This is a genomic window from Polynucleobacter yangtzensis (assembly GCF_001595965.1).
Lineage (GTDB): Bacteria > Pseudomonadota > Gammaproteobacteria > Burkholderiales > Burkholderiaceae > Polynucleobacter > Polynucleobacter yangtzensis.
The window spans coordinates 268,940-290,017 of sequence record NZ_LOJI01000035.1; the positions used below are offsets into that span (position 1 = coordinate 268,940).

Here is a 21,078-nt window from a genome sequence, read left to right on the forward strand (position 1 = left end):
GTAACCGCATTGCATAACTAGAAGACTTACTATGTTGATTTCCCCTCCCTTTGGTGGTGGCCGCGCTCCTGTTCTGGCCAGAAATACCGTTGCTAGCTCTCAGCCGCTAGCAACTCAAGCTGGAATTGAGGTTTTACAAAACGGCGGTAATGCGGTTGATGCTGCGTTGGCAACTGCCATTACCCTTACCGTTGTCGAACCTACAATGAATGGTTTAGGCGGTGATGGCTTTGCCATTCTGTGGGATGGGAAAAAGCTACATGGCTTAAATGCTTCTGGTCGTGCTCCTGCGGCATGGAAGCCTGAGTATTTTGCCGGCAAATCAGCGATGGATTTAATCGGCTGGAATACGGTAACCGTTCCAGGCATGGTCGCGGGTTGGATTGACTTGTCTCGCAAGTTTGGAAAGTTGCCGTTTGCTCAATTATTCAAACGCGCGATTGATTACGCTGAAAATGGTTTTCCGGTATCTCCGGTGATTGCACGTCAATGGCGTGAAGCAATTCCGATTCTGAAGAATCAGCCAGGCTTTTCTGAGTCATTTTTGATTGATGGTAAATCTCCACAGGCAGGTCAAATCTGGAAATACCCAGCGCAAGCTAAAACGCTAAAAGAAATTGCCGCTACAGAAGGCGAATCCTTCTATAAAGGTCCACTCGCTCAGAGCATGGTCGACTTTGCACAAGCCACCGGTGGTTGCTTCACTATGCAAGACTTTGCTGACAACCAATCCGAATGGGTTGAGCCCCTCGCCTTTGACTACGGCGACTACACCCTCCATGAAATTCCCCCGAATGGCTCAGGTATAGCAGCCCAAATCGCTTTAGGTATTTTGCAAGCAGCGAACGTCAAGCAATACCCCGCTAACTCTGCGCAGCGTATTCATTTACAAATTGAAGCAATGCGCATGGCCTTTGCCGATGTGTATGCCTACGTTTCGGATGCACGCTCAATGAAAATGCCTGTTACAAGCTTGTTAGATAGAGAGTATCTAGCAAGTCGCGCTGCCATGATTGATCACCATCAAGCTGGCAGCTATGGTGCTGGTGACCCTCACTCTGGCGGCACAGTGTATTTATGCGCTGCCGATGAATCCGGCATGATGATTTCTTATATTCAGTCAAACTTCAAAGGTTTTGGCTCTGGCGTAGTTGCACCAGGTGGCATTGCTTTCCATAATCGAGGCATGAGCTTCAGATTAGAAGATGGGCACCCCAATCAAGTGGCGCCGGGTAAGCGTCCGTTCCATACGATTCTTCCCGCATTCCTGACCAAGGACGGCAAGCCCACCATGGCATTTGGCGTGATGGGCGGCAACATGCAACCTCAGGGTCATATCCAGTTTGTGATGCGCTTTGTTGATGAATATCTCAACCCTCAGGCTTGCTCAGATGCGCCCCGCTGGCGCATTGATGATTTAGGTAAGCTCACGGTTGAAGCCTCAATGCCAGCAAGTGTTGTTGAGGGCTTAAAAGCTCTAGGCCATGAAGTAGCCGTACAACCTGCTAATAGCCTTGATTTTGGTAGCGCACAAGCGATTGCTAAGTTAAGTGAAGACGCAAATTCAGCCTATATTGCCGGCAGCGATCATCGCCGTGACGGTTTGGCAGCCGGTTTTTAATTTCCTAAAGAGCAAAAGCTTCCTGTAAAACGTTAAGACTTGCAGATAAAGTCTTGGGATTACTCTTCCCAATTTTCTTAACGAGGCGCAATTTATCTATGGATCTAATTTGATCCAAAAGAATCAGTCCTTTTTTACCGTCGTGTGTGATGGGAATTCGAAAGCCTGCGGGCCTACCCTTGGTGGTCATTGGCGCTACGATAACTGTTCGTAAATGATCGTTTAACTCTTGCGGCGAAACCACAATATAGGGTCTTGTTTTTTTAATTTCACTACCAATTGTTGGATCCAAGTTGATAAGCCAGATCTCGCCGCGGGACACCATGCTTTTTACCAAACCCAGTCTCCATCTTCCTCGTTTGCAAAGTCACCGAGAACCAATTCATCCTCTCCTGCCCTGACAAGGTTTTGTGCATCCCGAGCCCAATGTTCACGCAATATATTTTTTGGCTTACTGAGGATAATTTTTTCGCCGTCAACTGCCATCTCAACAACCCCCTCAATCCCAGTTTGCTCAAGAATAATCTTTGGAATAACCACACCCTTAGAGTTACCAACAGGTCTTATAGCTATTTGCAAAGGCGCGCTTGCTTGTTGAGGAGATTTATGACTTTTATTCATAGTAATAACAATGTTATTACATTAAAAACGGCAAGTCAAATAGACTCAAATACCCCTATTTGGCGGAAGGAAGGCAATTCATATAGAAGCGCTTGATCTCCTGATCACAACTTACATCTCTAGGTTCAATTGGTCTTTGTAGAGAAATGCCTTCGATCGTTTTACAACGACTGAGGGCTACATAGACCTGCCCTGAGGCAAAAGCACCTGATGAGAGATCAACCTTCACCTTATCCAGAGTCTTGCCCTGACTCTTGTGAATAGTTACTGCCCAAGCAAGCATTAGCGGAATCTGCACGTAAGTGCCGATGATGCTCGGAGAGATCTTTCCTGACATCATGTCGTGATCATAGCGATAGGATTCCCACTGATGACCTGTTACCTCAACAGTATTGGAGTATGGTCCGTTTTGTACCATGACCTTTACCTTATCTGGCAGCATCTCACGGACGACTCCGATCGTACCGTTGACCCAACGCTTTGGAAAGCCTGGATCTGTTGCTGTAAACATCACCTTAGCGCCGATCTTGAGTACTAAACTATTTGGTGACGGTAGATTACGCTCATCGACATTGAATTTTCCAGTCGATTTACCGGCATACACCTTACCCTCGGTGGTGATGGCTCGCAGCCCAGCTCCATTGATTTGATCAGCACGGGCATTTGTCGTGGTGAGAGTAATAGTCTGCTCATCAACTTGCTCATCTTTGCGATAGCACTGCGCATTGAGGATATCAATTGCCTCATCAACATCTTGATTAATCCGAATGCGGTTGAGTAGACCGGCAAAGTGCTCATCTTTTTGCCGGAATATTTTAGAAAGCTCAACCATCGTGACATCTTTACGATGCAATGCCATAGCGCAGAAGAAATAAGGCCCCTCATACCCACGATCAGCCAGTACTTGCATATCGCTACTCGAGACCACCGGAGGTAGCTGAAATAAATCCCCAACAAACATCACCTGAATGCCACCAAAAGGCTGACCTTTTTGCGGACCGTTCTCGCGTAGAAACAGATCCATCGCATCAACTACATCAGCACGCACCATGGAGATCTCATCAATGATGAGTAATCGAATGTCTTTGTAAAGCCGCTTGTCACGCAGCGGCTTGATATCCTCTTCAGGGAAGATGAGTCGCGGTGGCAATCTAAAGAAGGAGTGAATCGTTACCCCTTTGACTTGCAATGCAGCCACCCCTGTAGGAGCAACCACCACCACATTACCCGGAATAGCCTCACGTAGATAACCAATTAAAGTGGTTTTACCGGTGCCCGCTTTACCACTTACAAAGATATAAGGATCGTGTCGCTCTATAGCCTCTATCACCGCCTCGTAATCGGGTGTGATTTCTATATCGGAGGATTGCGGGATTGGGGTAGACATCCCCTATTGTTTCACGGCATCAGCCACGCACCGAAATCCGATGTAAACCACAGCGATATCGCCTGGTTTTGATTCCACATCAGACTCTTGCTGTCTTTCGGGGCCATACCACCATGAAGCGCCACGAGTAATGTAACCACCATTGCGCTCAGTTGCAGTCCATTCCCAGACATTACCACCCATGTCATGCATGCCATTGACGCCAGGCTTAGTAGTGTTGGTAGTCACGTGCCCAGTGCCGCGATTAAGCGCACCAGCTGGAGCCAAACCTTTGTAGTCACCACATCCACTTAGGCAGTGTGAAGGGCTCGGATTTGTACCACCAGGGAAAGGATAGCGTTGACCCTTTGAGTACCCAGCCGGAGGATTGCTTCTTTGCTCCAGGAAAGCAGCGCTAGTCCACTCTGCATCTGTTGGCAAACGTTTGCCGTAGTAACGACAAATCGCTTCTGCTTCTTTTTGATTTAGATGAACTGCTGGCTCAGCATCTTTTGCAGGTACACCATAAGGCGTTTTCCAGGTCCATCCTGGTTTTTGAACAAAACTGCCTTCATAAGATAGACCGCCACCTTTCTTCTCTGCAGCACTAACAAAGCCAGTCGAGGTGGCAAATGTTTTGACATCAGCAATATTCATCTCGGTTTGATCCCAAACGAGATTACCAACTTGGACCGTAGGAATCGATGATTTTGGAGCACCCTGACTTGGAGATGACCTCAGCATGAAGTATGCAGCAATAGCCGTTAGTAGCAGACCAAATAGGATGGTAGAGAAATCAAATTTTTTCATACCAGAGACTGTAATAGAAAAAGCTCCACTTGGGAGCTCTCGAGATATTTAGTGGGGCGAACGACGGGGCTCGAACCCGCGACAACCAGAATCACAATCTGGGACTCTACCAACTGAGCTACGTCCGCCACTGAAGACATAGATTATAGCTTTTTGCTCAAAAACCTGTCAAAAATGCCTCTTTGCAGCCCGTATTTAGGGGCTTTCGAACTCAAAAGCCGCCCAATCTCCAAGGCACAGGCTGGCATCTATGAAAAAGTCTGTGATAGCCGCCTTGCTCTGCACCTTCGCTAAGGCATGGTGATCCGAGAGTCGTTGACGCCAATAGCGCGAGCCCGCCCTGCCATGAGCAAGCCCCAAAATATGTCTTGTGAAGGCGCCTATATAGAAAGGCTTGCCTTTAGCCTGGCATTCATCAAACCAGGCGTGGACCTGCTTAACCAATGCAATTTGTATGCGATGCCATTCAGTTTCACTAAAGAGGTATCCGGCAGCGTCACCATCAGTATTGATCATGTCATCCCAACCCAGGAGCAATGCCGGGAAATGATAGGCCGCCCTTCCCACCATAAAACCATCAAAGTCATCCCAATGACCAGCAATTTGCTCATTAGTTTCTAGACCACCATTTAGCAAGACTTTTAAAGTAGGGAATTGCTTTTGCGCATCTAAGCGAAGTTGTGCAGCTACTTCATAACGTAATGGTGGCTTACTGCGATTCTCTTTTGGGGATAGACCTTTTAGGACTGCATTACGCGCATGAATAGTGACTTGACTAGCACCCGCATCAGCAACTGCCAGAATAAAGTTCAGAGCAAATTGATAATCGGCTTCTGAGTTTGCAGCATCCATGGAATCTAAGCCCAGCCGATGTTTCACTGAGATCGGAATATCAACTGCACTCTTCATTGCCTTGACACAGTCAGCCACTAAATTAGGCTCTGCCATTAAGCATGCACCAAAGGCACCGCGCTGGACGCGCTCGGAGGGACATCCACAATTCAGGTCAATTTCATCGTAACCCCACTGCTGAGCTAGCTCTGCTGATTTAGCCAAATCAGAAGGCTCGGAACCTCCAAGCTGAAGCACTACCGTATGCTGGTCTTGTGAGTAATCTAAATGACGTGGCACATCCCCATGCAACAGAGCACCTGTAGTAACCATCTCGGTATATAGAACAGCCTCTTTAGTAAGCGTGCGATGGAAAGAGCGGCAGTGGCGGTCAGTCCATTCCATCATTGGTGCAGTGCACAATCTCTTCTTTTTCTTGTTTTCCACAGACACTTTTTGTCAATAATTTATTACTGATTATTTTAGTGTGTTTTGGCTGGAAGCCAAATAAAACCTGATCCCTAGAGCCTTTAAGAGAAATGTTTACGCAAAGGAAAATGAATCACGAAAACACAAGTCACACTAATTATTTAGACATTTCTAAAAACTATCAGAGAAATTTGTCCTAAATTTGCCCTAAATTCATCATATTTTTTGACTATTTGTACGACTGCTAACGACCCAAAGCAGCTATTTGAAAAGGCTATTTTTGCAGCAATATTACCCGTTTGGAGCGTTACCTACCTTCTCATATGCAGCTAACTTGGCCTTTAAATTACGCTCCTCCTGGAAGCGCTCAGTCTCATCCCGAACAACTGCAGCTATAGCAATAGGTTGATTTTGATCATCAAAAAGCATGCTCACTGAAAAAGCAATAGAAATAGAGCGACCATCTTTATGGACAGCAGGCACTCTCAATAAGGCATTTCCATACTTTGTCACACCAGTCTGAATGGTATGAAAATATCCTTTTGAATGGCGCTCTCTAAAACGCTCGGGCGTAATAATACTGAGAGTTTTTCCTAGGGCCTCGTCTGAGCTATATCCAAAAACACGCTCGGCGGATGCGTTCCAAAACAAGATATTCTCATCTCGATCGGAAATAATCACAGCCTCGCCAATTTGGCTAACAAGTGTTTCGAAATCTATAGCATTTGGCATTTTTAAACTCTATTTTTAAGTAATTTATGACTAAGCATACCCCAATAAAAAACCACCCGAAGGTGGTTCTCAGGAGGCGCTTCTATTTTTAGTAAGTCTTGTAAGAAAGATACTTGCCTGACAGCACGACTTGAACACGATCTCCTTTTGGATCTGGCTCACGCTGAATATCCATTGAGAAATCAATTGCACTCATAATGCCATCGCCAAACTCTTCATGGATTAGCTCTTTAATAGTAGTGCCATAAACACTCACAATCTCATACCAACGATAGATCAATGGATCTGTTGGCACGGCAGTTGGCAGGGATCCTTTATAAGGAACAATTTGCAACCAAGCCATTTCTTCATCAGTCAAATCAAATAACTTGCCAGCGGCTTCAGCTTGCGCCTTAGTAAAGGTCATTTGACCTAAACAACCCGCAGTAACCCACTCCTTTGATTCGCCTATTGCTTTTGCGATCTCACTCCATTTCATGCCATTGCGAACTTTGGCTTCGATAATTTTTTGTGTAACTACTGAACGATCCATCTTTTTCTCCTAGTTTTAAGTTTTAGTTTATTAAGCAACAACCGCATCAACGCCTGGAAGCACTATTACAGGCTTGTAACCATCTAACTCACCATTAGCTCCTTTTACCTGCAGATCCTTTGATCGATTGACTAGAAAATCTACCAAATGGTTTCGCATTGGGTAATACATAGCATCATGATGTAAATTAGCCCGCTTTCTTCCTTTGGGCAAAGTATTGACAACGATTTCAGCAATACGTGCATTAGGGCCGTTACTCATCAGCATAATTTTGTCAGAAAGCAAAATTGCTTCATCAACATCATGGGTGATCATAAATACAGTTTGATTCGTTTCTTTGCAAATTTTGAGAAGCTCATCCTGAATAACCCCGCGAGTTAACGCATCCAAGGCGCCAAATGGCTCATCAAGTAGTAGCATTTTTGGCTCAATTGCAAAAGCTCTTGCAATACCAACCCTTTGCTTCATACCACCGGATAATTCAGATGGTTTTTTATTTTCAGCATTTACCAAGCCGACCATCGCTAGATACTTTTTGGAATGCTCAGTAATCTGCTCTTTTGACCAATCGGGATACTTTGACTTCACCGCAAAAGCCACATTCTGCAGGACTGTCATCCAAGGCATTAATGCATGCCCTTGAAATACAACGCCACGCTCTAAACCAGGCCCCTGAATTCGCTTGCCAAGCATGATGGCATCGCCGCCAGTGGCTTCTTCAAGACCGGCAAGCACATTCAAAATAGTGGTTTTGCCACATCCGGAGTGACCGATGATGCAAACGAACTCACCTTTTTCGATTTCAAAATCTATTCCTTCAAATACCGGAGGTGCATCAGCTTTATATGCCTTACTGAGGTTTGAAACTTTTAGAAATGTATTTTCAATCTGCATAAGAAACCGCCTTTTGTAACTTGCCAAATGCTGTATCAAGCAACATTCCAACAATACCAATTAAAAGAATCGCAAAAATCACACTGGAGAGTGACAGGTTATTCCACTCATTCCACAAGAAGTAACCAATTCCAGTGCCGCCAACAAGCATCTCAGCAGCAACGATTACTAACCATGCAATCCCCATAGAGATGCGCATACCTGTCAAGATCGTTGGTGCAGCGGCAGGAAGAATAACTAAAAATGCCTTCCGCAAAGGAGAAACCTCTAATGTTTTAGCAACGTTTAATAATTCTTTACGTACATTGGCAACTCCAAATGCTGTGTTTAGGAGCATTGGCCATACGGAACAAATAAAGATCACGAAAATTCCAGAAATCGCAGAGTCTTTAATGGTGTAAAGCGCAATAGGCATCCAAGCCAATGGTGAAATCGGTTTGAGGATTTGAATGAATGGATTAAATGCCTCATAAGCCAAAGGTGACATGCCAATCCAGAATCCAAACGGAATAGCGACAATCATTGCCAACAAGAATCCCAAGGCAACACGCCCCAAAGAATAAGCAAGTTGAATACCGATTCCCTTATCGTTCGGACCATTGTCATAAAAAGGGTGTGACAACTGCTTATAGATAGTCTCCCCCATTTGCGTTAAGGTTGGAAATCCAGTTTTTTGAACGGGCTCACTACCACCTTGACCCATAAGGCTGCTGTACTCACTAGAGGCAGTTGATACCCCAGGCGGCGGCGTAACCTTTTGTGTTGTCGCCATATGCCAGATAAACAAGCACATGAGTAAAATTACAACCGATAGAATTGCGCCCTTAACCTTAATTGATGCTGTTTTCATTCATTTACCTTATATTCACGCTTTATTGGTTTGAAAAGATTTTAGATAGGCTGCTGGCTGGCTAGGATCGAACTCTTTACCCATAATCTTGTCTTTTTTGTATCCCACTTTAGCCAATGGTGGAACTGCAATTCCAGTCTCACTCATATATTTTTTAGCGTCGGTCAGCAAAAATACTTTTTCAGAGATGTCCTTGTAATTCACATCGCCTTTGACGTAACCCCAACGCTGCATTTGGGTCAACATCCAAGTTGCCATGGAGTACCAAGGGATTGGATTGAAGTCGATACGATCTGGTACGTTCTGCACATTGCCAAGACCATCTGCAAACTTACCAGTGAGAACCTGCATGACAACCGTCTCGGGCTGGTTAAGGTAATTCGGCGTAGAAATTACCTTAGCAATTAAAGGTCTATTTGCGGGGTCACGTGCCATCGTGGAGGCATTGAGCACTGCGCGATAGAGGGCTGCAAAAGTATTTGGATTCTTACGGATAAATTCTTCAGAAGTTCCAAAAGCACAGCAAGGGTGACCATCCCAAATCTGCTTAGTCAGAATATGAATAAATCCGACCTCGTCATACACTGCGCGCTGATTAAATGGATCAGGCCCTAAAAAGCCATCAATATTGCCGGCACGTAAGTTTGCAACCATCTCTGGTGGAGGTGTAACGCGAATCTGAATATCTTTATCGGGATCTAAGCCAGCTTGAGCCACGTAATAACGTAGCAAGAAGTTATGCATGGAATATTCAAATGGGACGGCAAACTTCATACCCTTCCAATTTTTCGGATCGCGATTATCTTTGTGCTTGTTAGCTAGTGTAATAGCCTGACCATTCACGTTCTGAATTGTGGCCACACGCATCTGAGAAGGATCAGAACCTAAGCCCATTGACATTGAGATTGGCATTGGTGATAAAAAGTGTGAGGCATCATGCTCTTTATTGAGCATCTTGTCACGAATTAAAGCCCAACCTGCGGTCTTATTAAGCGTAACGTTCAGGCCTTGTTTTTTATAAAAACCCAGCGGGTCAGCCATGATGAGTGGAGTCGCACAAGTAATTGCGATAAAGCCAATTTTTAGGTCTGGTTTTTCTAATGGAGCTTTTTCTTGTGCCATTGCCTGCAAGGAGCCTACTGGCAAGAAGCCTGAGAGCGCGCTCATTGCCCCACCTACTCCAACAGCCTTTAAAAATGCGCGCCTACGATCTTCTTGAGGAAAAAGAGCCTTAACTAAGCTGGCCTCAACAAAATCTGCGCTTTGCTGCTCGGCATCCATCATTGCTGAAAGTGAGTTTGCATGATCCAGCTCGGATGCATGCTGTCCACAGCTACAGCGGTTGCTAAACAGAGGTCTATCTGGATCAAATGGACGATATGAATTCATTTATAGCTCCTAGTAAGTAATTAAGATGCGGCTTGCAATTCGTTGAAATGGTTTTTTGACTCAACCAATGGGATAAGCGTATGCAGTTTTTTTCTATAAACCTCTCCGATCATCACTACAACAGGTTGCTTATCTAAAAAATGATGATGAACATCACCAAAGCGTAATTCATCTAATGTGCAGGCGAAACTACGTTGCGATGGCAGGCTGACCGATTCCATCAAGCAAACCGGGGTATCTATCGAGTAGCCCTGAGCAATCAATGTTGTCGCGACCTCAGATAGCTGATCACGCGCCATATAGTAAATAGCAGTTTTATGATCTTCATGCGCGCAACGGCCAGGAAGAGTAGTCAGCGTCAGAGTTCTACTTAACTCCCTGGTGGTTGGAGGCTGCCTTAACTCTGCCGAGGCTGCTAAGGCAGTGGTGATGCCTGGAACAATCTCATAGCGCACATTTGCTTTCTCGAGAGCATCAATTTCTTCCTGTGCACGACCAAAGATCATCGGATCCCCGCCTTTCAGGCGCACAACTACTGAGTACTTTTCTGCAGCATCCACCAATTGCTTGTTAATGAAGTGCTGAGAGCTCGAATGTGATCCGCATCTTTTCCCTACCTGCACCAACTTAGTGCTAGCACACCACTCCAACATAGAAATATCAATGAGTGCATCATAAAAAACAATATCCGCATTACCTAAAATCCTGGCACCGCGTACAGTAATAAGATCAGAGGCGCCGGGACCAGCACCAATAAGGAATACGCCCGGTTCAATACAGTGGGCTGTATTGGTAATGACTGTTAATGGTGCAATTTGTTTCATGCCTCATTTTTAACAGCCGGCAATATCTTCAAATTTCTTACGTGAACCAAAATGGCGCATGTAATTATTTGGTGCACCAATACCAAGCCATCAACTCAATTGAGGCAAGCGCAACTTCTTTATCGTTAGTTATCGACCAAAGGAGCTCAGCATGAAAGAGAAAACTAGCATTAGCGGCTTATCACCAGAAGCCACCACCCCCACTGTTACTGATGCCAATCCTACGCGTCGCAAACTTATACAAGGCATTGGTTCTGCAAGCATTCTGTCCTTAATAGATCCAATGGTTAAAGCTGGAGCATGGGCAGCAGGCTCCGATGCCCCCGAAAAAACGGATGTGAAGGTCAGCTTTATTGCCCTTACAGACTGCTCATCGGTCGTCATGGCCAACCATCTTGGTCTAGATAAGAAGTACGGCGTCAAGATCATCCCCACCAAAGAGGCATCATGGGCTGCAATCCGTGACAAGCTAGTGAATGGTGAAAACGACATGTCGCACATTCTGTATGGGCTGGTATATGGATTACAGATGGGCATTGGTGGCCAACAAAAAGACATGTCTATCCTCATGTCACTCAATAAAAATGGTCAAGCAATTACTTTATCTAAAGCGCTTTACCAAAAGGGCGTTACTGATGGCGCAAGCCTTAAAGCTGTAATGGATAAAGAAAAGCGTGACTATACATTCGCGCAAACCTTTCCAACCGGTACACACGCTATGTGGCTCTACTACTGGTTAGCGAACTACGGAATCAATCCATTTAAAGACGCGAAAATTATCACTGTTCCGCCCCCTCAAATGGTGGCAAATATGCGCAGCGGAAATATGGATGGCTATTGTGTAGGTGAACCCTGGAATGCCCGCGCAATCATTGACGGCATTGGCTTTACAGCCATTACTACACAAGCAATTTGGCAAGATCATCCTGAGAAGGCGCTGGGTACAACTTCCGACTTTGCAAAGAAGTATCCCAATACTTGTCGTGCAGTTACGGCGGCAATCTTAGAGGCTGGAAAATATATTGATGCATCGACTTCGAATAAGCATGCAACTGCGGAAGTTGTCGCTGCACCTTCATTTGTGAATACTGACGTTGCTGTAATTCAAGATCGAATGATGGGTCGCTACAACAATGGTATCGGCAAGACTTGGGATGACCCTCATGCGATGAAGTTTTATAACGACGGTTTGGCAACTTTCCCATACCTGTCTGATGGCATGTGGTTTATGACTCAACATAAGCGTTGGGGATTACTCAAAGAACATCCAGATTACTTGGCAGTAGCGAAGAAGGTTAACAACATCGCTATCTACAAAGATGCGGCTACGGCCTCCAAAACCCCATTACCAAAAAGCGATATGCGCTCCAGCAAATTATTTGATGGTGTTGTATGGAATGGCTCCAACCCTGCTGCTTATGCAGATAGCTTCAAGATCAAAGCATGAAAAAACAAAAACTCGTCATGATTGGCAATGGGATGGCCGGAGTCCGGACCATCGAGGAACTATTAAAGCTCGACCCAGAGCTTTATGACATCACCATCTTTGGTGCAGAGCCCCATCCCAACTACAACCGCATTTTGCTGTCCCCAGTATTGGCTGGCGAACAGACTCTTGAGCAAATTGTTCTAAATGACCTCGATTGGTACAAGGGTAATGGCATCCATCTTCATCTTGGCAAAACCATAACTAAGATTGACCGCAAAGAGCGCACTGTTATTGCCGATGATGGCACCGTTGAAAGCTACGATCGCTTATTGCTCGCTACCGGCTCTTTACCATTTATCTTGCCTGTTCCAGGAAATAACTTACCTGGCGTGATTGCGTATCGTGATATCAAAGATACGAATGAGATGATTGATGTGGCAACGCGTTACAAAAATGCCGTTGTCATTGGTGGCGGCCTACTTGGTCTAGAAGCTGCAAATGGTCTGGCCCTCAGGGGGATGAGTGTGACTGTGGTCCATCTGGCTGAATGGTTGATGGAAAGACAGCTAGATAAAACAGCGGCTGATTTACTTCAAAAATCCTTGGAAGAAAAAGGTCTTAAGTTTTTACTGAAAACTTCTACCGAGGCAATTACCCCAAATGCAGCAGGCGATCGTGTCGGCCATATCCGCTTTAAAGGTGGGTTAGAAATACCTGCTGACTTAGTTGTTATGGCGGCGGGTATTAAGCCCAATACAGCTTTAGCTGAATCTGCAGGTTTACATTGCCAAAGAGGCATCGTTGTTAATGACACTTTGCAAACGTTTGACCCAAGAATCTATGCAGTTGGTGAGTGCGCAAGCCATCGTGGAACTGCATATGGTTTAGTTGCGCCTTTATTTGAGCAGGCTAAGGTTTGTGCAAATCACCTTGCCGAACACGGTATCGGTCGCTATGAGGGCTCCGTAACGTCAACAAAACTGAAAGTGACAGGTGTTGATCTCTTCTCCGCTGGAAACTTTATGGGAGGCGAAGGTACTGAAGAGATTACTCTGGCCGATCCTATTGGCGGAGTGTATAAAAAATTAGTTCTTAAAGATGATCGCTTAATTGGTGCTTGTATGTTTGGCGATACAGCGGATAGTACTTGGTATTTCAAGCTCATGCGTGACGAACAAAGCATTGCAGAGATTCGTGACACGTTGATGTTTGGTGAATCTAATATTGGCGACGTTGGTCATCAAGGTCACAATAAAGCTGCCGGCATGACTGATGCAGATGAAATTTGCGGATGCAATGGGGTCACTAAAGGCACCATTGTCAAGGCTATTCGAGAACAGGGTCTATTCACACTAGATGAAGTAAAGAAATGTACCAAAGCCAGCAGCTCCTGTGGTTCTTGTACAGGCCTAGTTGAGCAAGTTCTGATGAATGTTCTTGGCACGGATTATTCAGCAACCCCTAGAAAGAAATCAATTTGTGGATGCTCCGATCTTTCTCATGATGAAATTCGTCAAGCCATACGCTCAGGTCACTTAATTTCTCAAGAGCAAGTTCGCACCGAACTGAACTGGAGAACACCTAACGGTTGTGCGACTTGTCGCCCTGCCTTAAATTATTATTTGATCTCTACATGGCCACATGAAGCAAAAGATGATCCACAATCCCGCTTCATTAATGAACGCGCTCATGCCAATATTCAGAAAGATGGCACCTACTCAGTTATTCCGCGGATGTTTGGTGGACTAACTACCCCTTCTGAACTACGCAGAATTGCTGACGTTGCTGAGAAATACCAAGTACCAACGGTTAAGGTAACTGGCGGCCAACGAATTGACTTACTTGGGATCAAGAAGGATGATCTTCCAGCGGTTTGGAAAGAGTTGGATATGCCATCAGGTCATGCCTATGGCAAATCAATTCGCACAGTGAAAACTTGTGTTGGTGATGAGCACTGTCGTTTTGGTACCCAGTCCTCCATGAAAATGGGCGTAGATCTTGAGAGAATGCTCTTCGGTATGTACGCACCTCACAAAGTTAAGCTGGCGGTGTCTGGCTGCCCACGAAACTGCGCAGAAGCTGGCATCAAAGACGTTGGCATCATTGGCGTTGAGTCCGGCTGGGAGCTCTATATTGGTGGTAACGGCGGCATTAAAACAGAAGTAGCGGAATTTCTCTGTAAAGTTAAAACCGATGAGGAAGTTCGTGAATATTCTGGGGCCTTCTTACAACTGTACCGTGAAGAAGCTTGGTATTTGGATCGAACTGTCCATTACTTGGCAAGAGTTGGCATGGAATACATTAAGCAAAAGGTGGTCGACGATGCTGAAAGTCGTAAAGCTCTCTATGAAAGACTGCTGTTTGATCTAAAAGATGCTCCGGATCCCTGGAAAGACTTTGAACGTGCTGGTGTAGATGTTCGTCAATTTAAAACTATTCCTATAGTCGAGGTTGGAAATGTCTAATACCGCCCAAGTTGATCAGTGGCAAAAAATCACAACGGTCGAAGAAATACCAGTCCTAGGCGCTCGCGTTATTGAGGCTCCCGCCGGTCAAATTGCAATTTTCAGAAATTCAGAGGACGAAGTATTTGCCGTATTGGATAAGTGCCCTCACAAGGGTGGCCCCCTTTCTCAGGGCATCGTTCATGGAAAATCCGTAACCTGCCCACTACATTCCTGGAATATAGATCTCTCTACCGGCTGTGCCGTTGCCCCAGATGAAGGCTGTGCAAAATCCTTTGCAGTCAAAGTAGAGTCTGGTGTTGTTTGGCTAAACCGTGAGGAATTACAAGCTAGTCATGGCAGAAGTTAAAAGCACCTGCTGCTATTGCGGTGTTGGCTGTGGCGTCATTATTGAAACCGCTGAAAGCAATGGGAAGATCGAGGTAACCGGGGTTCGCGGCGACCCCGATCACCCTGCAAACTTTGGCAGACTCTGCAGTAAAGGCTCAACCCTTCATCTCACTGCAAACCCAAGCCTTCAGATGCAGGCTCGACTGGGATCACCAGCTATCCGCAACACAAAGGGTGAAGAGCCCAAAGATATTTCTTGGCCTGAAGCAATTCAGACTATTGCACAAAAATTTGCCGATATCATTAAAGAGCATGGCCCAGAATCCGTTGGCATTTATGTCTCTGGTCAATTGCTGACTGAAGACTATTACATCTTCAATAAGTTAATGAAGGGCTTAATTGGCTCGAATAATATTGACACTAATTCACGCCTATGCATGTCTAGCGCAGTAGCTGGCTACAAGCAAACTTTGGGAATGGATGCCCCACCCTGCTGCTATGAAGATATAGATTCAGCATCCACGATCTTTATTACCGGATCTAATACTGCTTTTGCTCACCCAATTCTCTATAGACGTCTTGAGGATGCACGCAAAAATAATCCGAGTCTCAAAGTTATTGTTGTTGACCCAAGAAAAACCGATACCGCCAAAGAAGCTGATCTCTACCTACAGATACAGCCTGGTACTGATGTAGCCCTCTACCACGGGATGCTTTACATCATGCTCTGGGAGAAATGGATTGATGAGCCTTATATCAACTCATATACGGCGGATTTTGATGCGCTGCGTGATTTGGTTAGAGATTTCACGCCCAAGGCAGTTAGCCAGATCTGCGGAATTAACGAAAAAGACTTGTTCCAAGCGGCTCAATGGTTTGCTACTTCTCCCGCAACCCTATCGATGTACTGCCAGGGACTAAATCAATCCGCTTCAGGCACCGCAAAGAACGCTGCCTTAGTTAACCTACATTTAGCTACCGGACAAATAGGGAAAGCTGGTGCTGGACCATTCTCCTTGACTGGACAACCCAATGCGATGGGTGGCCGGGAGGTTGGAGGCTTGGCCAACCTGTTATCTGCACACCGCGATCTTGCTAATCCAGAACACCGCGCAGAGGTAGCCAACCTATGGGGAGTTCACTCCGTTCCTGAAAAACCAGGGCTTAGTGCAATACCGATGTTCGAGGCATTGCGTACTGAAAAATTAAAAGCTATATGGATTGTCTGCACAAACCCCGCACAATCAATGCCTGATCTCAATGCAGTTCACGAGGGATTAAGCAAGGCAGAATTTGTTGTAGTGCAGGAAGCTTATGCACACACAGCCACTACCCTATATGCAGATGTATTGTTGCCCGCCACTACCTGGGCAGAAAAAGTAGGAACAGTTACTAATTCAGAGCGAAGAATTTCTAAAGTAAATCCCGCAATTGACCCCTATGAGTCTGCTAAACATGATTGGCAGATCGCTCTTGAAATTGGGCTAGCTCTAGAAGCGCTATTACCAGGCAATAGAAAAGAAGGAACATCCACTCTATTTCCTTACAACGGACCGGAAGATATTTGGAATGAACATCGCGAGAGTACAGCGGGTCGCGATCTCGACATTACTGGTCTAAGCTACAAAATCCTTGAGGAACGCGGACCACAACAATGGCCTATGCCCAAAGGGGATTTCTTTGGTAAGAAGCGACTTTATGAAAATGGTGTTTTTCCTACCAAAGATAAAAAAGCTCACTTTATTGCCGCTCCCTATAAAGCAACCGCAGAATCCGTAGATGCTCGCTACCCATTTGCCTTAAATACTGGGCGCCTTAGAGATCAATGGCACGGTATGAGTAGGACTGGAACCATCGGAACTCTTTATGGCCACTCACCAGAACCCTGCGTAGAGCTTTCACCTAAAGATGCAGGCAGGATGAATTTGGCTAATGGTGATTTAGTTCATGTCACTAGTCGCAGAGGTAGTGAGATCTTCCCAATCAAAGTCTCAGACGATATCGCCTCCTCGCAAGCCTTTATTGCCATGCACTGGGGTTCTGAATTTATTTCAGGCGCTGCTGGTAAAACACCTGGCCGCGGAGTTAACGGCCTTACTTGCAACATAATCGACCCTGTATCCGGTCAGCCCGAACTGAAACATTCAGCCGTCAAGATATTGCCAGCAAACCTTCCCTGGCATTTAGTGGCTTTCGGCTTATTTCCCAAAGAAGAAGTATTTTTTATTCAAAACAGTTTGCGCAGCATCTTGCCTCATTTTGATTCCGCCCAATGCGTTCTATTTGGGAGAGAGCAGGATAGCGGCCTTATTGGGGTTTCATTCAAGGCCGCTCACCACGATGACCCTCTTGAAGAATTAGGCTCTCTTGCCGCGCAAGCTTTAAAGCAAGTGATGCAGAAATTCAAGCTAGATGAAACATCTGGAGAGCCTGTAATGCGCTATAGCGATAAGCGCAGAGGCGTAGTACGACTTGTTCGCGCTCAAGAGAAGGTTCTATCTGCAATGCTGACTGGCTCCATTGAAAGCCTAGCAAGTACTACTTGGTTAAGGGAGTACCTAGAAAGCGGCTTAGATGCAAAAGCGCTTGGTCGGTCTTTATTGATACCTGTCAGCAAACCCCCCGTGGAAATTAAACCCAAAGGTAAGGCAATTTGTAACTGCTTCAATGTTTCAGCGGACTCAATGAAAGAATGCTTAAGCAAGATGCCAGCGGGTACTTCCCTTGATGATGCCATGACCTCACTTCAATCTGAAACGCAGTGCGGAACTAATTGCGGATCCTGTAAACCCGAAGTCAAGCAAATTATTGTCAACTTCTTCAATAAAGTGGAAGTAGCTGCATAATCTTGCAATGAGCATTACATCATTCTTAAAGGTAATTGGCCGAGGCAGCAAGGGCGCTGGCGATCTTGATCGCAATCAGGCAAAAGAAGTCTTCACTCAAATTCTGGATGGTAATGTCAGCGATCTTGAGCTAGGTGCATTTTGTATTGCTATGCGCATCAAGGGTGAGTCCGTATCTGAGCTTATGGGCTTTATGGATGCCCTACAACCGCATCTCAATCTACTGAATCTTGGCACACGCCCCACCATAGTCTTGCCAAGTTATAACGGGGCTAGAAAACAGGCAAATCTCACACCACTTCTTTCTGGCATGCTTGCTAGTTATGGTTTCATAGTGCTTGTTCAGGGGGTCGAAAAAGATCAAACAAGGGTAACGAGCCATGAAATCTTTAAGTCCCTTGGCTGGCCAATTCTCAAGACCAAAGATGAATTTGGCGCCCTCTTGGCTTTGAATCTACCGATCTTTTGCCCTCTTAATATCATCTCCCCAGCGCTTCAAAGGTTATTAGACGTCAGAGAAAGAATTGGCCTGCGGAATACTGGTCATGTACTAGCAAAACTCATTAATCCAACGCTTCAGAACCCTTGGCAAGTTTCTAACTACACACACCCAGAATACCCAGAAAAATTACGGGAATTTTTCCAACTTCGTTCAGCCAATGCAATTTTGATGCGGGGGAGTGAGGGTGAGCCAACTGCCTCCCTACTACGATTACCTGAAATGCATTTTTTACCTTCAAATAGAAATGAAGTTGCCAGCCCAGAAGAACGCTTCGCGGACCCTAATCCATTTTTCGATATTGATGCCTTATCAACAGCATCTATTACCAAGCAGATACTCTCAGGAGAGATCAGGTGTCCGAGCTCAATCCTCAGGCAAGCCGATCAAATATCAACGATGGCCGGCTTACACTAAGTCATGCTCAGAACAGTTAAACGTTTGGCATGGGTTTCATTTGGAGCCATGATTGCACTAGGTCTAGCCCTACTCTTGACGAAACCTCCAACATCACCCCTGCTACTTGCATCACTGGGTGGCTCAACAATATTTCTGTTTGGCTTGACAAGCGCCCCTGCAGCACAACCAAGAGCTTTATTTGGCGGGCACCTCATCAGCGCACTCATTGGCATTGTCTGTTACCAGCTCTTTGATGATGCCTTATGGGTTTACTTGCTCGCAGAAGTGATTACTTTAGTAGTCTTATTGCTGACCCAAACGGTGCACCCTCCAGCTGGCGCCAATCCACTCATCATGATCCAGACTCACGCTGGCTTTGGCCATCTTATAGTGGTTGTCTTGGTTGGCGTGACGATTCTTGCGGTTGTAGCAGCAATTTGGAGTCGCCTCACTCCTGGCAAAACTCTGCATTACCCAGTGAAGTGGAATGAACCCTCACCGCAATCCAAAGATTGGAGTGTTTGGGGTTAGCAAAGCTTAGCCCGACGAGTGCTTTATTAAAGCTTTGTCTGAAAAACTCACCAGGGCCAATACAAGAGAGTCGGCTAAAACAGGATGTAAGGCAAAGTCATAACTATTTGTGCCGGCCATCACAATAAACATACTTAAGAAAACCGCTGGCGGATGGATACACCCTAGCAAGTACATCCCAGCGATCGTGCCAATAATGCTGACCGTAATACCTATGGAAACCGAGGGAAAAATATAAACACAAATAAAGGCGATGCAGGAAGCCAATAAATTTGCCTCGATTAATACCAACGGAGAAAAGAATTTACTATCGGGAAAGAGAAAAATACATAGTGCACTTACTCCAAATACGGCCGTCACCATATTCTCATCTTGCGTCATATCGCCCCATAAATGATTCAAGAATGCTATCGCAAGAATGGTTACGCCCACACCAATAGATATTCTGAGCCTATCGAACCAAGAATATTGCCCCTGTGGTGGTGCAATTTCATTTAAGAAGTTGCTCAATTTATTGAAAATATTTTTCATCTAATATCAATGGACTGGTCAATCGCTTTCACAAAATCAGATTGAGTAATCATTCCTACCAACTGCCTATTATCATTAATCACGGGGATATGGTGATGCCCATCGCCACAAAATATCTCGGCCAAATCAAGCATATTTCGATCTTCACTAATTACCCTTACCGGCTTACTCATCACCTGCCCAACAGCATTGGGCAAACTATTTAAACCGGGAACAGCCGTTCGCATAAAACCCCTGATGCGCTGTCCAAAGGTTTGGTGAAAATCCACTGCTGCACTTTTAAGAAAATCCTCTAGGGTAATAATTCCAAGCACCCTTCTTGCACCATCTATGACTGGCAAAGCCTTAACATGACGCTTGCGGAGTAAATTCCATGCCTGATCCAAAGGCGAATCCATACTCACATACATGACATCTGTGGTCATAATATTTTTACACAACATACTTTGTAGCTTCTTTTGATAAGCCCCATGCTCAACTTGAGAAATCAAATTGGCCAAGTCATCCTTACTGATATCAAGGACTTGGTTATATCTCTCCAAGACAGCGCTAATTTCCTGGTCCTCAATCTTACGATTTCGTTTTTGTAGCGGAGATGAATCTAAGGCTGCCTTAGGGCGTTGCGGATATGGCTTGCCCGTTAGGGAGTTATAAATGACTGCACACAAAACTAGCAAGACAGCATTGCCTAAGACTGGAAAGAGCACAAAATGAAAATCCGTCAATCCGTTCAAAGGGATTAATAGCGCTAAAGCTGCAGCGGGTGCATGCAAACAACGTAAAGTAAACATTGCCAAGATTGCAAGTCCAACCGACAGAGGAATTAAGAGTAGCAATTCATGGACAAACTGCGAACAAGCAACGCCTACAAAAGCAGAAATGCAACTACCCCCTATAACTGCCCATGGCTGTGCCATTGGACTTGAGGGCAAGACAAATAATAAAAATGCGCTTGCGCCCATCGAGGCGACAATCCATGGTGATGTGTTTCCGTAACTTGCAAGCAATAAACCAAGAGCTGCCACTGCAAGCAAACCTAGCACAACTCCTAAAACTGATCTAATCCTCTCTAACCAAGAAACTGAGGTAGCTTCCGGCAGAAGAATGGCAGTTAACTTTTTAAAGAAATGTCTCAAAAGCGGTCTCAAT

At 45.3% G+C, this 21,078-nt stretch carries 20 protein-coding genes and 1 tRNA gene; 7 read left to right on the top strand and 14 right to left on the bottom strand.

Annotated features, from left to right (window positions below):
- The first annotated feature begins 31 nt into the window (after positions 1-31).
- Positions 32-1,621 (top strand): gamma-glutamyltransferase family protein, encoded by a 1,590-nt coding sequence (locus JaK3_RS08145; RefSeq protein WP_068323257.1) that lies wholly within the window; start codon positions 32-34, stop codon positions 1,619-1,621.
- Between the two features lie 4 nt (positions 1,622-1,625).
- On the opposite strand, the gene JaK3_RS08150 is transcribed toward JaK3_RS08145, so the two are convergent.
- The 12 genes from JaK3_RS08150 to cobA all read right to left on the bottom strand — a co-directional run bounded on the left by JaK3_RS08150 (position 1,626) and on the right by cobA (position 10,899).
- On the bottom strand, positions 1,626-1,946 hold the full coding sequence (locus tag JaK3_RS08150) for a type II toxin-antitoxin system PemK/MazF family toxin (RefSeq protein ID WP_068323752.1): 321 nt from the start codon (positions 1,944-1,946) through the stop codon (positions 1,626-1,628).
- A gap of 5 nt (positions 1,947-1,951) precedes the next feature.
- Positions 1,952-2,242, bottom strand: a complete 291-nt coding sequence (locus tag JaK3_RS08155; protein WP_068323261.1) for an AbrB/MazE/SpoVT family DNA-binding domain-containing protein — start codon at positions 2,240-2,242, stop codon at positions 1,952-1,954.
- Between the two features lie 55 nt (positions 2,243-2,297).
- On the bottom strand, positions 2,298-3,629 hold the full coding sequence (locus JaK3_RS10910; protein WP_068323263.1) for an ATP-dependent DNA helicase: 1,332 nt from the start codon (positions 3,627-3,629) through the stop codon (positions 2,298-2,300).
- Positions 3,630-3,632: 3 nt separating this feature from the next.
- A complete protein-coding gene (locus JaK3_RS08165) occupies positions 3,633-4,418 on the bottom strand; it encodes a formylglycine-generating enzyme family protein (RefSeq protein ID WP_068323267.1) in 786 nt (261 codons plus the stop codon).
- 52 nt (positions 4,419-4,470) lie between these two features.
- A tRNA-His gene (locus JaK3_RS08170) sits at positions 4,471-4,546 on the bottom strand.
- Between the two features lie 67 nt (positions 4,547-4,613).
- On the bottom strand, positions 4,614-5,696 hold the full coding sequence (dusA, locus tag JaK3_RS08175) for a tRNA dihydrouridine(20/20a) synthase DusA (protein WP_240480922.1): 1,083 nt from the start codon (positions 5,694-5,696) through the stop codon (positions 4,614-4,616).
- A gap of 273 nt (positions 5,697-5,969) precedes the next feature.
- Positions 5,970-6,410 (bottom strand): PAS domain-containing protein, encoded by a 441-nt coding sequence (locus JaK3_RS08180; RefSeq protein WP_068323269.1) that lies wholly within the window; start codon positions 6,408-6,410, stop codon positions 5,970-5,972.
- A gap of 88 nt (positions 6,411-6,498) precedes the next feature.
- Complete coding sequence (cynS, locus tag JaK3_RS08185; protein WP_068323271.1) at positions 6,499-6,942, bottom strand: cyanase; 444 nt, start codon at positions 6,940-6,942, stop codon at positions 6,499-6,501.
- Positions 6,943-6,972: 30 nt separating this feature from the next.
- Positions 6,973-7,836, bottom strand: coding sequence for an ABC transporter ATP-binding protein (locus JaK3_RS08190; RefSeq protein WP_068323272.1), 864 nt, complete (start codon positions 7,834-7,836; stop codon positions 6,973-6,975).
- Positions 7,826-8,686, bottom strand: a complete 861-nt coding sequence (gene ntrB / locus JaK3_RS08195; protein WP_068323273.1) for a nitrate ABC transporter permease — start codon at positions 8,684-8,686, stop codon at positions 7,826-7,828. The genes JaK3_RS08190 and ntrB overlap by 11 nt, the downstream gene beginning before the upstream one ends.
- 15 nt (positions 8,687-8,701) lie before the next feature.
- Complete coding sequence (locus tag JaK3_RS08200; RefSeq protein WP_068323276.1) at positions 8,702-10,075, bottom strand: CmpA/NrtA family ABC transporter substrate-binding protein; 1,374 nt, start codon at positions 10,073-10,075, stop codon at positions 8,702-8,704.
- A 20-nt stretch (positions 10,076-10,095) separates the two neighbouring features.
- The gene (gene cobA / locus JaK3_RS08205; protein WP_082786407.1) at positions 10,096-10,899 is read right to left on the bottom strand and encodes a uroporphyrinogen-III C-methyltransferase; all 804 of its coding nucleotides are present in this window, start codon (positions 10,897-10,899) and stop codon (positions 10,096-10,098) included.
- Positions 10,900-11,050: 151 nt separating this feature from the next.
- Between cobA and JaK3_RS08210 the strand changes: the two genes are divergently transcribed.
- Genes JaK3_RS08210 through JaK3_RS08235 form a run of 6 tightly spaced genes read left to right on the top strand, consistent with a single transcriptional unit; the run spans position 11,051 to position 19,398 of the window.
- Positions 11,051-12,346, top strand: coding sequence for a CmpA/NrtA family ABC transporter substrate-binding protein (locus tag JaK3_RS08210; RefSeq protein ID WP_068323279.1), 1,296 nt, complete (start codon positions 11,051-11,053; stop codon positions 12,344-12,346).
- Positions 12,343-14,793 (top strand): nitrite reductase large subunit NirB, encoded by a 2,451-nt coding sequence (gene nirB, locus JaK3_RS08215; RefSeq protein WP_068323282.1) that lies wholly within the window; start codon positions 12,343-12,345, stop codon positions 14,791-14,793. The genes JaK3_RS08210 and nirB overlap by 4 nt, the downstream gene beginning before the upstream one ends.
- The gene (nirD, locus tag JaK3_RS08220) at positions 14,786-15,142 is read left to right on the top strand and encodes a nitrite reductase small subunit NirD (RefSeq protein WP_068323285.1); all 357 of its coding nucleotides are present in this window, start codon (positions 14,786-14,788) and stop codon (positions 15,140-15,142) included. The genes nirB and nirD overlap by 8 nt, the downstream gene beginning before the upstream one ends.
- Positions 15,129-17,969 (top strand): nitrate reductase, encoded by a 2,841-nt coding sequence (locus tag JaK3_RS08225; RefSeq protein ID WP_068323288.1) that lies wholly within the window; start codon positions 15,129-15,131, stop codon positions 17,967-17,969. Before nirD ends, JaK3_RS08225 begins: the two co-directional genes overlap by 14 nt.
- Positions 17,970-17,976: 7 nt before the next feature.
- On the top strand, positions 17,977-18,885 hold the full coding sequence (gene ybiB / locus JaK3_RS08230) for a DNA-binding protein YbiB (protein WP_068323291.1): 909 nt from the start codon (positions 17,977-17,979) through the stop codon (positions 18,883-18,885).
- Between the two features lie 3 nt (positions 18,886-18,888).
- Positions 18,889-19,398: an HPP family protein gene (locus tag JaK3_RS08235; protein WP_068323301.1), complete on the top strand. Its 510-nt coding sequence runs from the start codon at positions 18,889-18,891 to the stop codon at positions 19,396-19,398.
- Positions 19,399-19,404: 6 nt separating this feature from the next.
- On the opposite strand, the gene JaK3_RS08240 is transcribed toward JaK3_RS08235, so the two are convergent.
- Positions 19,405-19,929 (bottom strand): HPP family protein, encoded by a 525-nt coding sequence (locus tag JaK3_RS08240; RefSeq protein WP_068323304.1) that lies wholly within the window; start codon positions 19,927-19,929, stop codon positions 19,405-19,407.
- The gene (locus JaK3_RS08245; RefSeq protein ID WP_068323306.1) at positions 19,926-21,065 is read right to left on the bottom strand and encodes an HPP family protein; all 1,140 of its coding nucleotides are present in this window, start codon (positions 21,063-21,065) and stop codon (positions 19,926-19,928) included. The genes JaK3_RS08240 and JaK3_RS08245 overlap by 4 nt, the downstream gene beginning before the upstream one ends.
- Between the last annotated feature and the right edge of the window lie 13 nt (positions 21,066-21,078).

Bases quoted from the DNA above. Each gene is read 5' to 3' on its own strand.
- JaK3_RS08145 (WP_068323257.1), top strand. From the start codon at position 32: ATGTTGATTTCCCCTCCCTTTGGTGGTGGCCGCGCTCCTGTTCTGGCC.
- JaK3_RS08150 (WP_068323752.1), bottom strand. From the start codon at position 1,946: ATGGTGTCCCGCGGCGAGATCTGGCTTATCAACTTGGATCCAACAATT.
- JaK3_RS08155 (WP_068323261.1), bottom strand. From the start codon at position 2,242: ATGAATAAAAGTCATAAATCTCCTCAACAAGCAAGCGCGCCTTTGCAA.
- JaK3_RS10910 (WP_068323263.1), bottom strand. From the start codon at position 3,629: ATGTCTACCCCAATCCCGCAATCCTCCGATATAGAAATCACACCCGAT.
- JaK3_RS08165 (WP_068323267.1), bottom strand. From the start codon at position 4,418: ATGAAAAAATTTGATTTCTCTACCATCCTATTTGGTCTGCTACTAACG.
- JaK3_RS08180 (WP_068323269.1), bottom strand. From the start codon at position 6,410: ATGCCAAATGCTATAGATTTCGAAACACTTGTTAGCCAAATTGGCGAG.
- cynS (WP_068323271.1), bottom strand. From the start codon at position 6,942: ATGGATCGTTCAGTAGTTACACAAAAAATTATCGAAGCCAAAGTTCGC.
- JaK3_RS08190 (WP_068323272.1), bottom strand. From the start codon at position 7,836: ATGCAGATTGAAAATACATTTCTAAAAGTTTCAAACCTCAGTAAGGCA.
- ntrB (WP_068323273.1), bottom strand. From the start codon at position 8,686: ATGAAAACAGCATCAATTAAGGTTAAGGGCGCAATTCTATCGGTTGTA.
- JaK3_RS08200 (WP_068323276.1), bottom strand. From the start codon at position 10,075: ATGAATTCATATCGTCCATTTGATCCAGATAGACCTCTGTTTAGCAAC.
- cobA (WP_082786407.1), bottom strand. From the start codon at position 10,899: ATGAAACAAATTGCACCATTAACAGTCATTACCAATACAGCCCACTGT.
- JaK3_RS08210 (WP_068323279.1), top strand. From the start codon at position 11,051: ATGAAAGAGAAAACTAGCATTAGCGGCTTATCACCAGAAGCCACCACC.
- nirB (WP_068323282.1), top strand. From the start codon at position 12,343: ATGAAAAAACAAAAACTCGTCATGATTGGCAATGGGATGGCCGGAGTC.
- nirD (WP_068323285.1), top strand. From the start codon at position 14,786: ATGTCTAATACCGCCCAAGTTGATCAGTGGCAAAAAATCACAACGGTC.
- JaK3_RS08225 (WP_068323288.1), top strand. From the start codon at position 15,129: ATGGCAGAAGTTAAAAGCACCTGCTGCTATTGCGGTGTTGGCTGTGGC.
- ybiB (WP_068323291.1), top strand. From the start codon at position 17,977: ATGAGCATTACATCATTCTTAAAGGTAATTGGCCGAGGCAGCAAGGGC.
- JaK3_RS08235 (WP_068323301.1), top strand. From the start codon at position 18,889: ATGCTCAGAACAGTTAAACGTTTGGCATGGGTTTCATTTGGAGCCATG.
- JaK3_RS08240 (WP_068323304.1), bottom strand. From the start codon at position 19,929: ATGAAAAATATTTTCAATAAATTGAGCAACTTCTTAAATGAAATTGCA.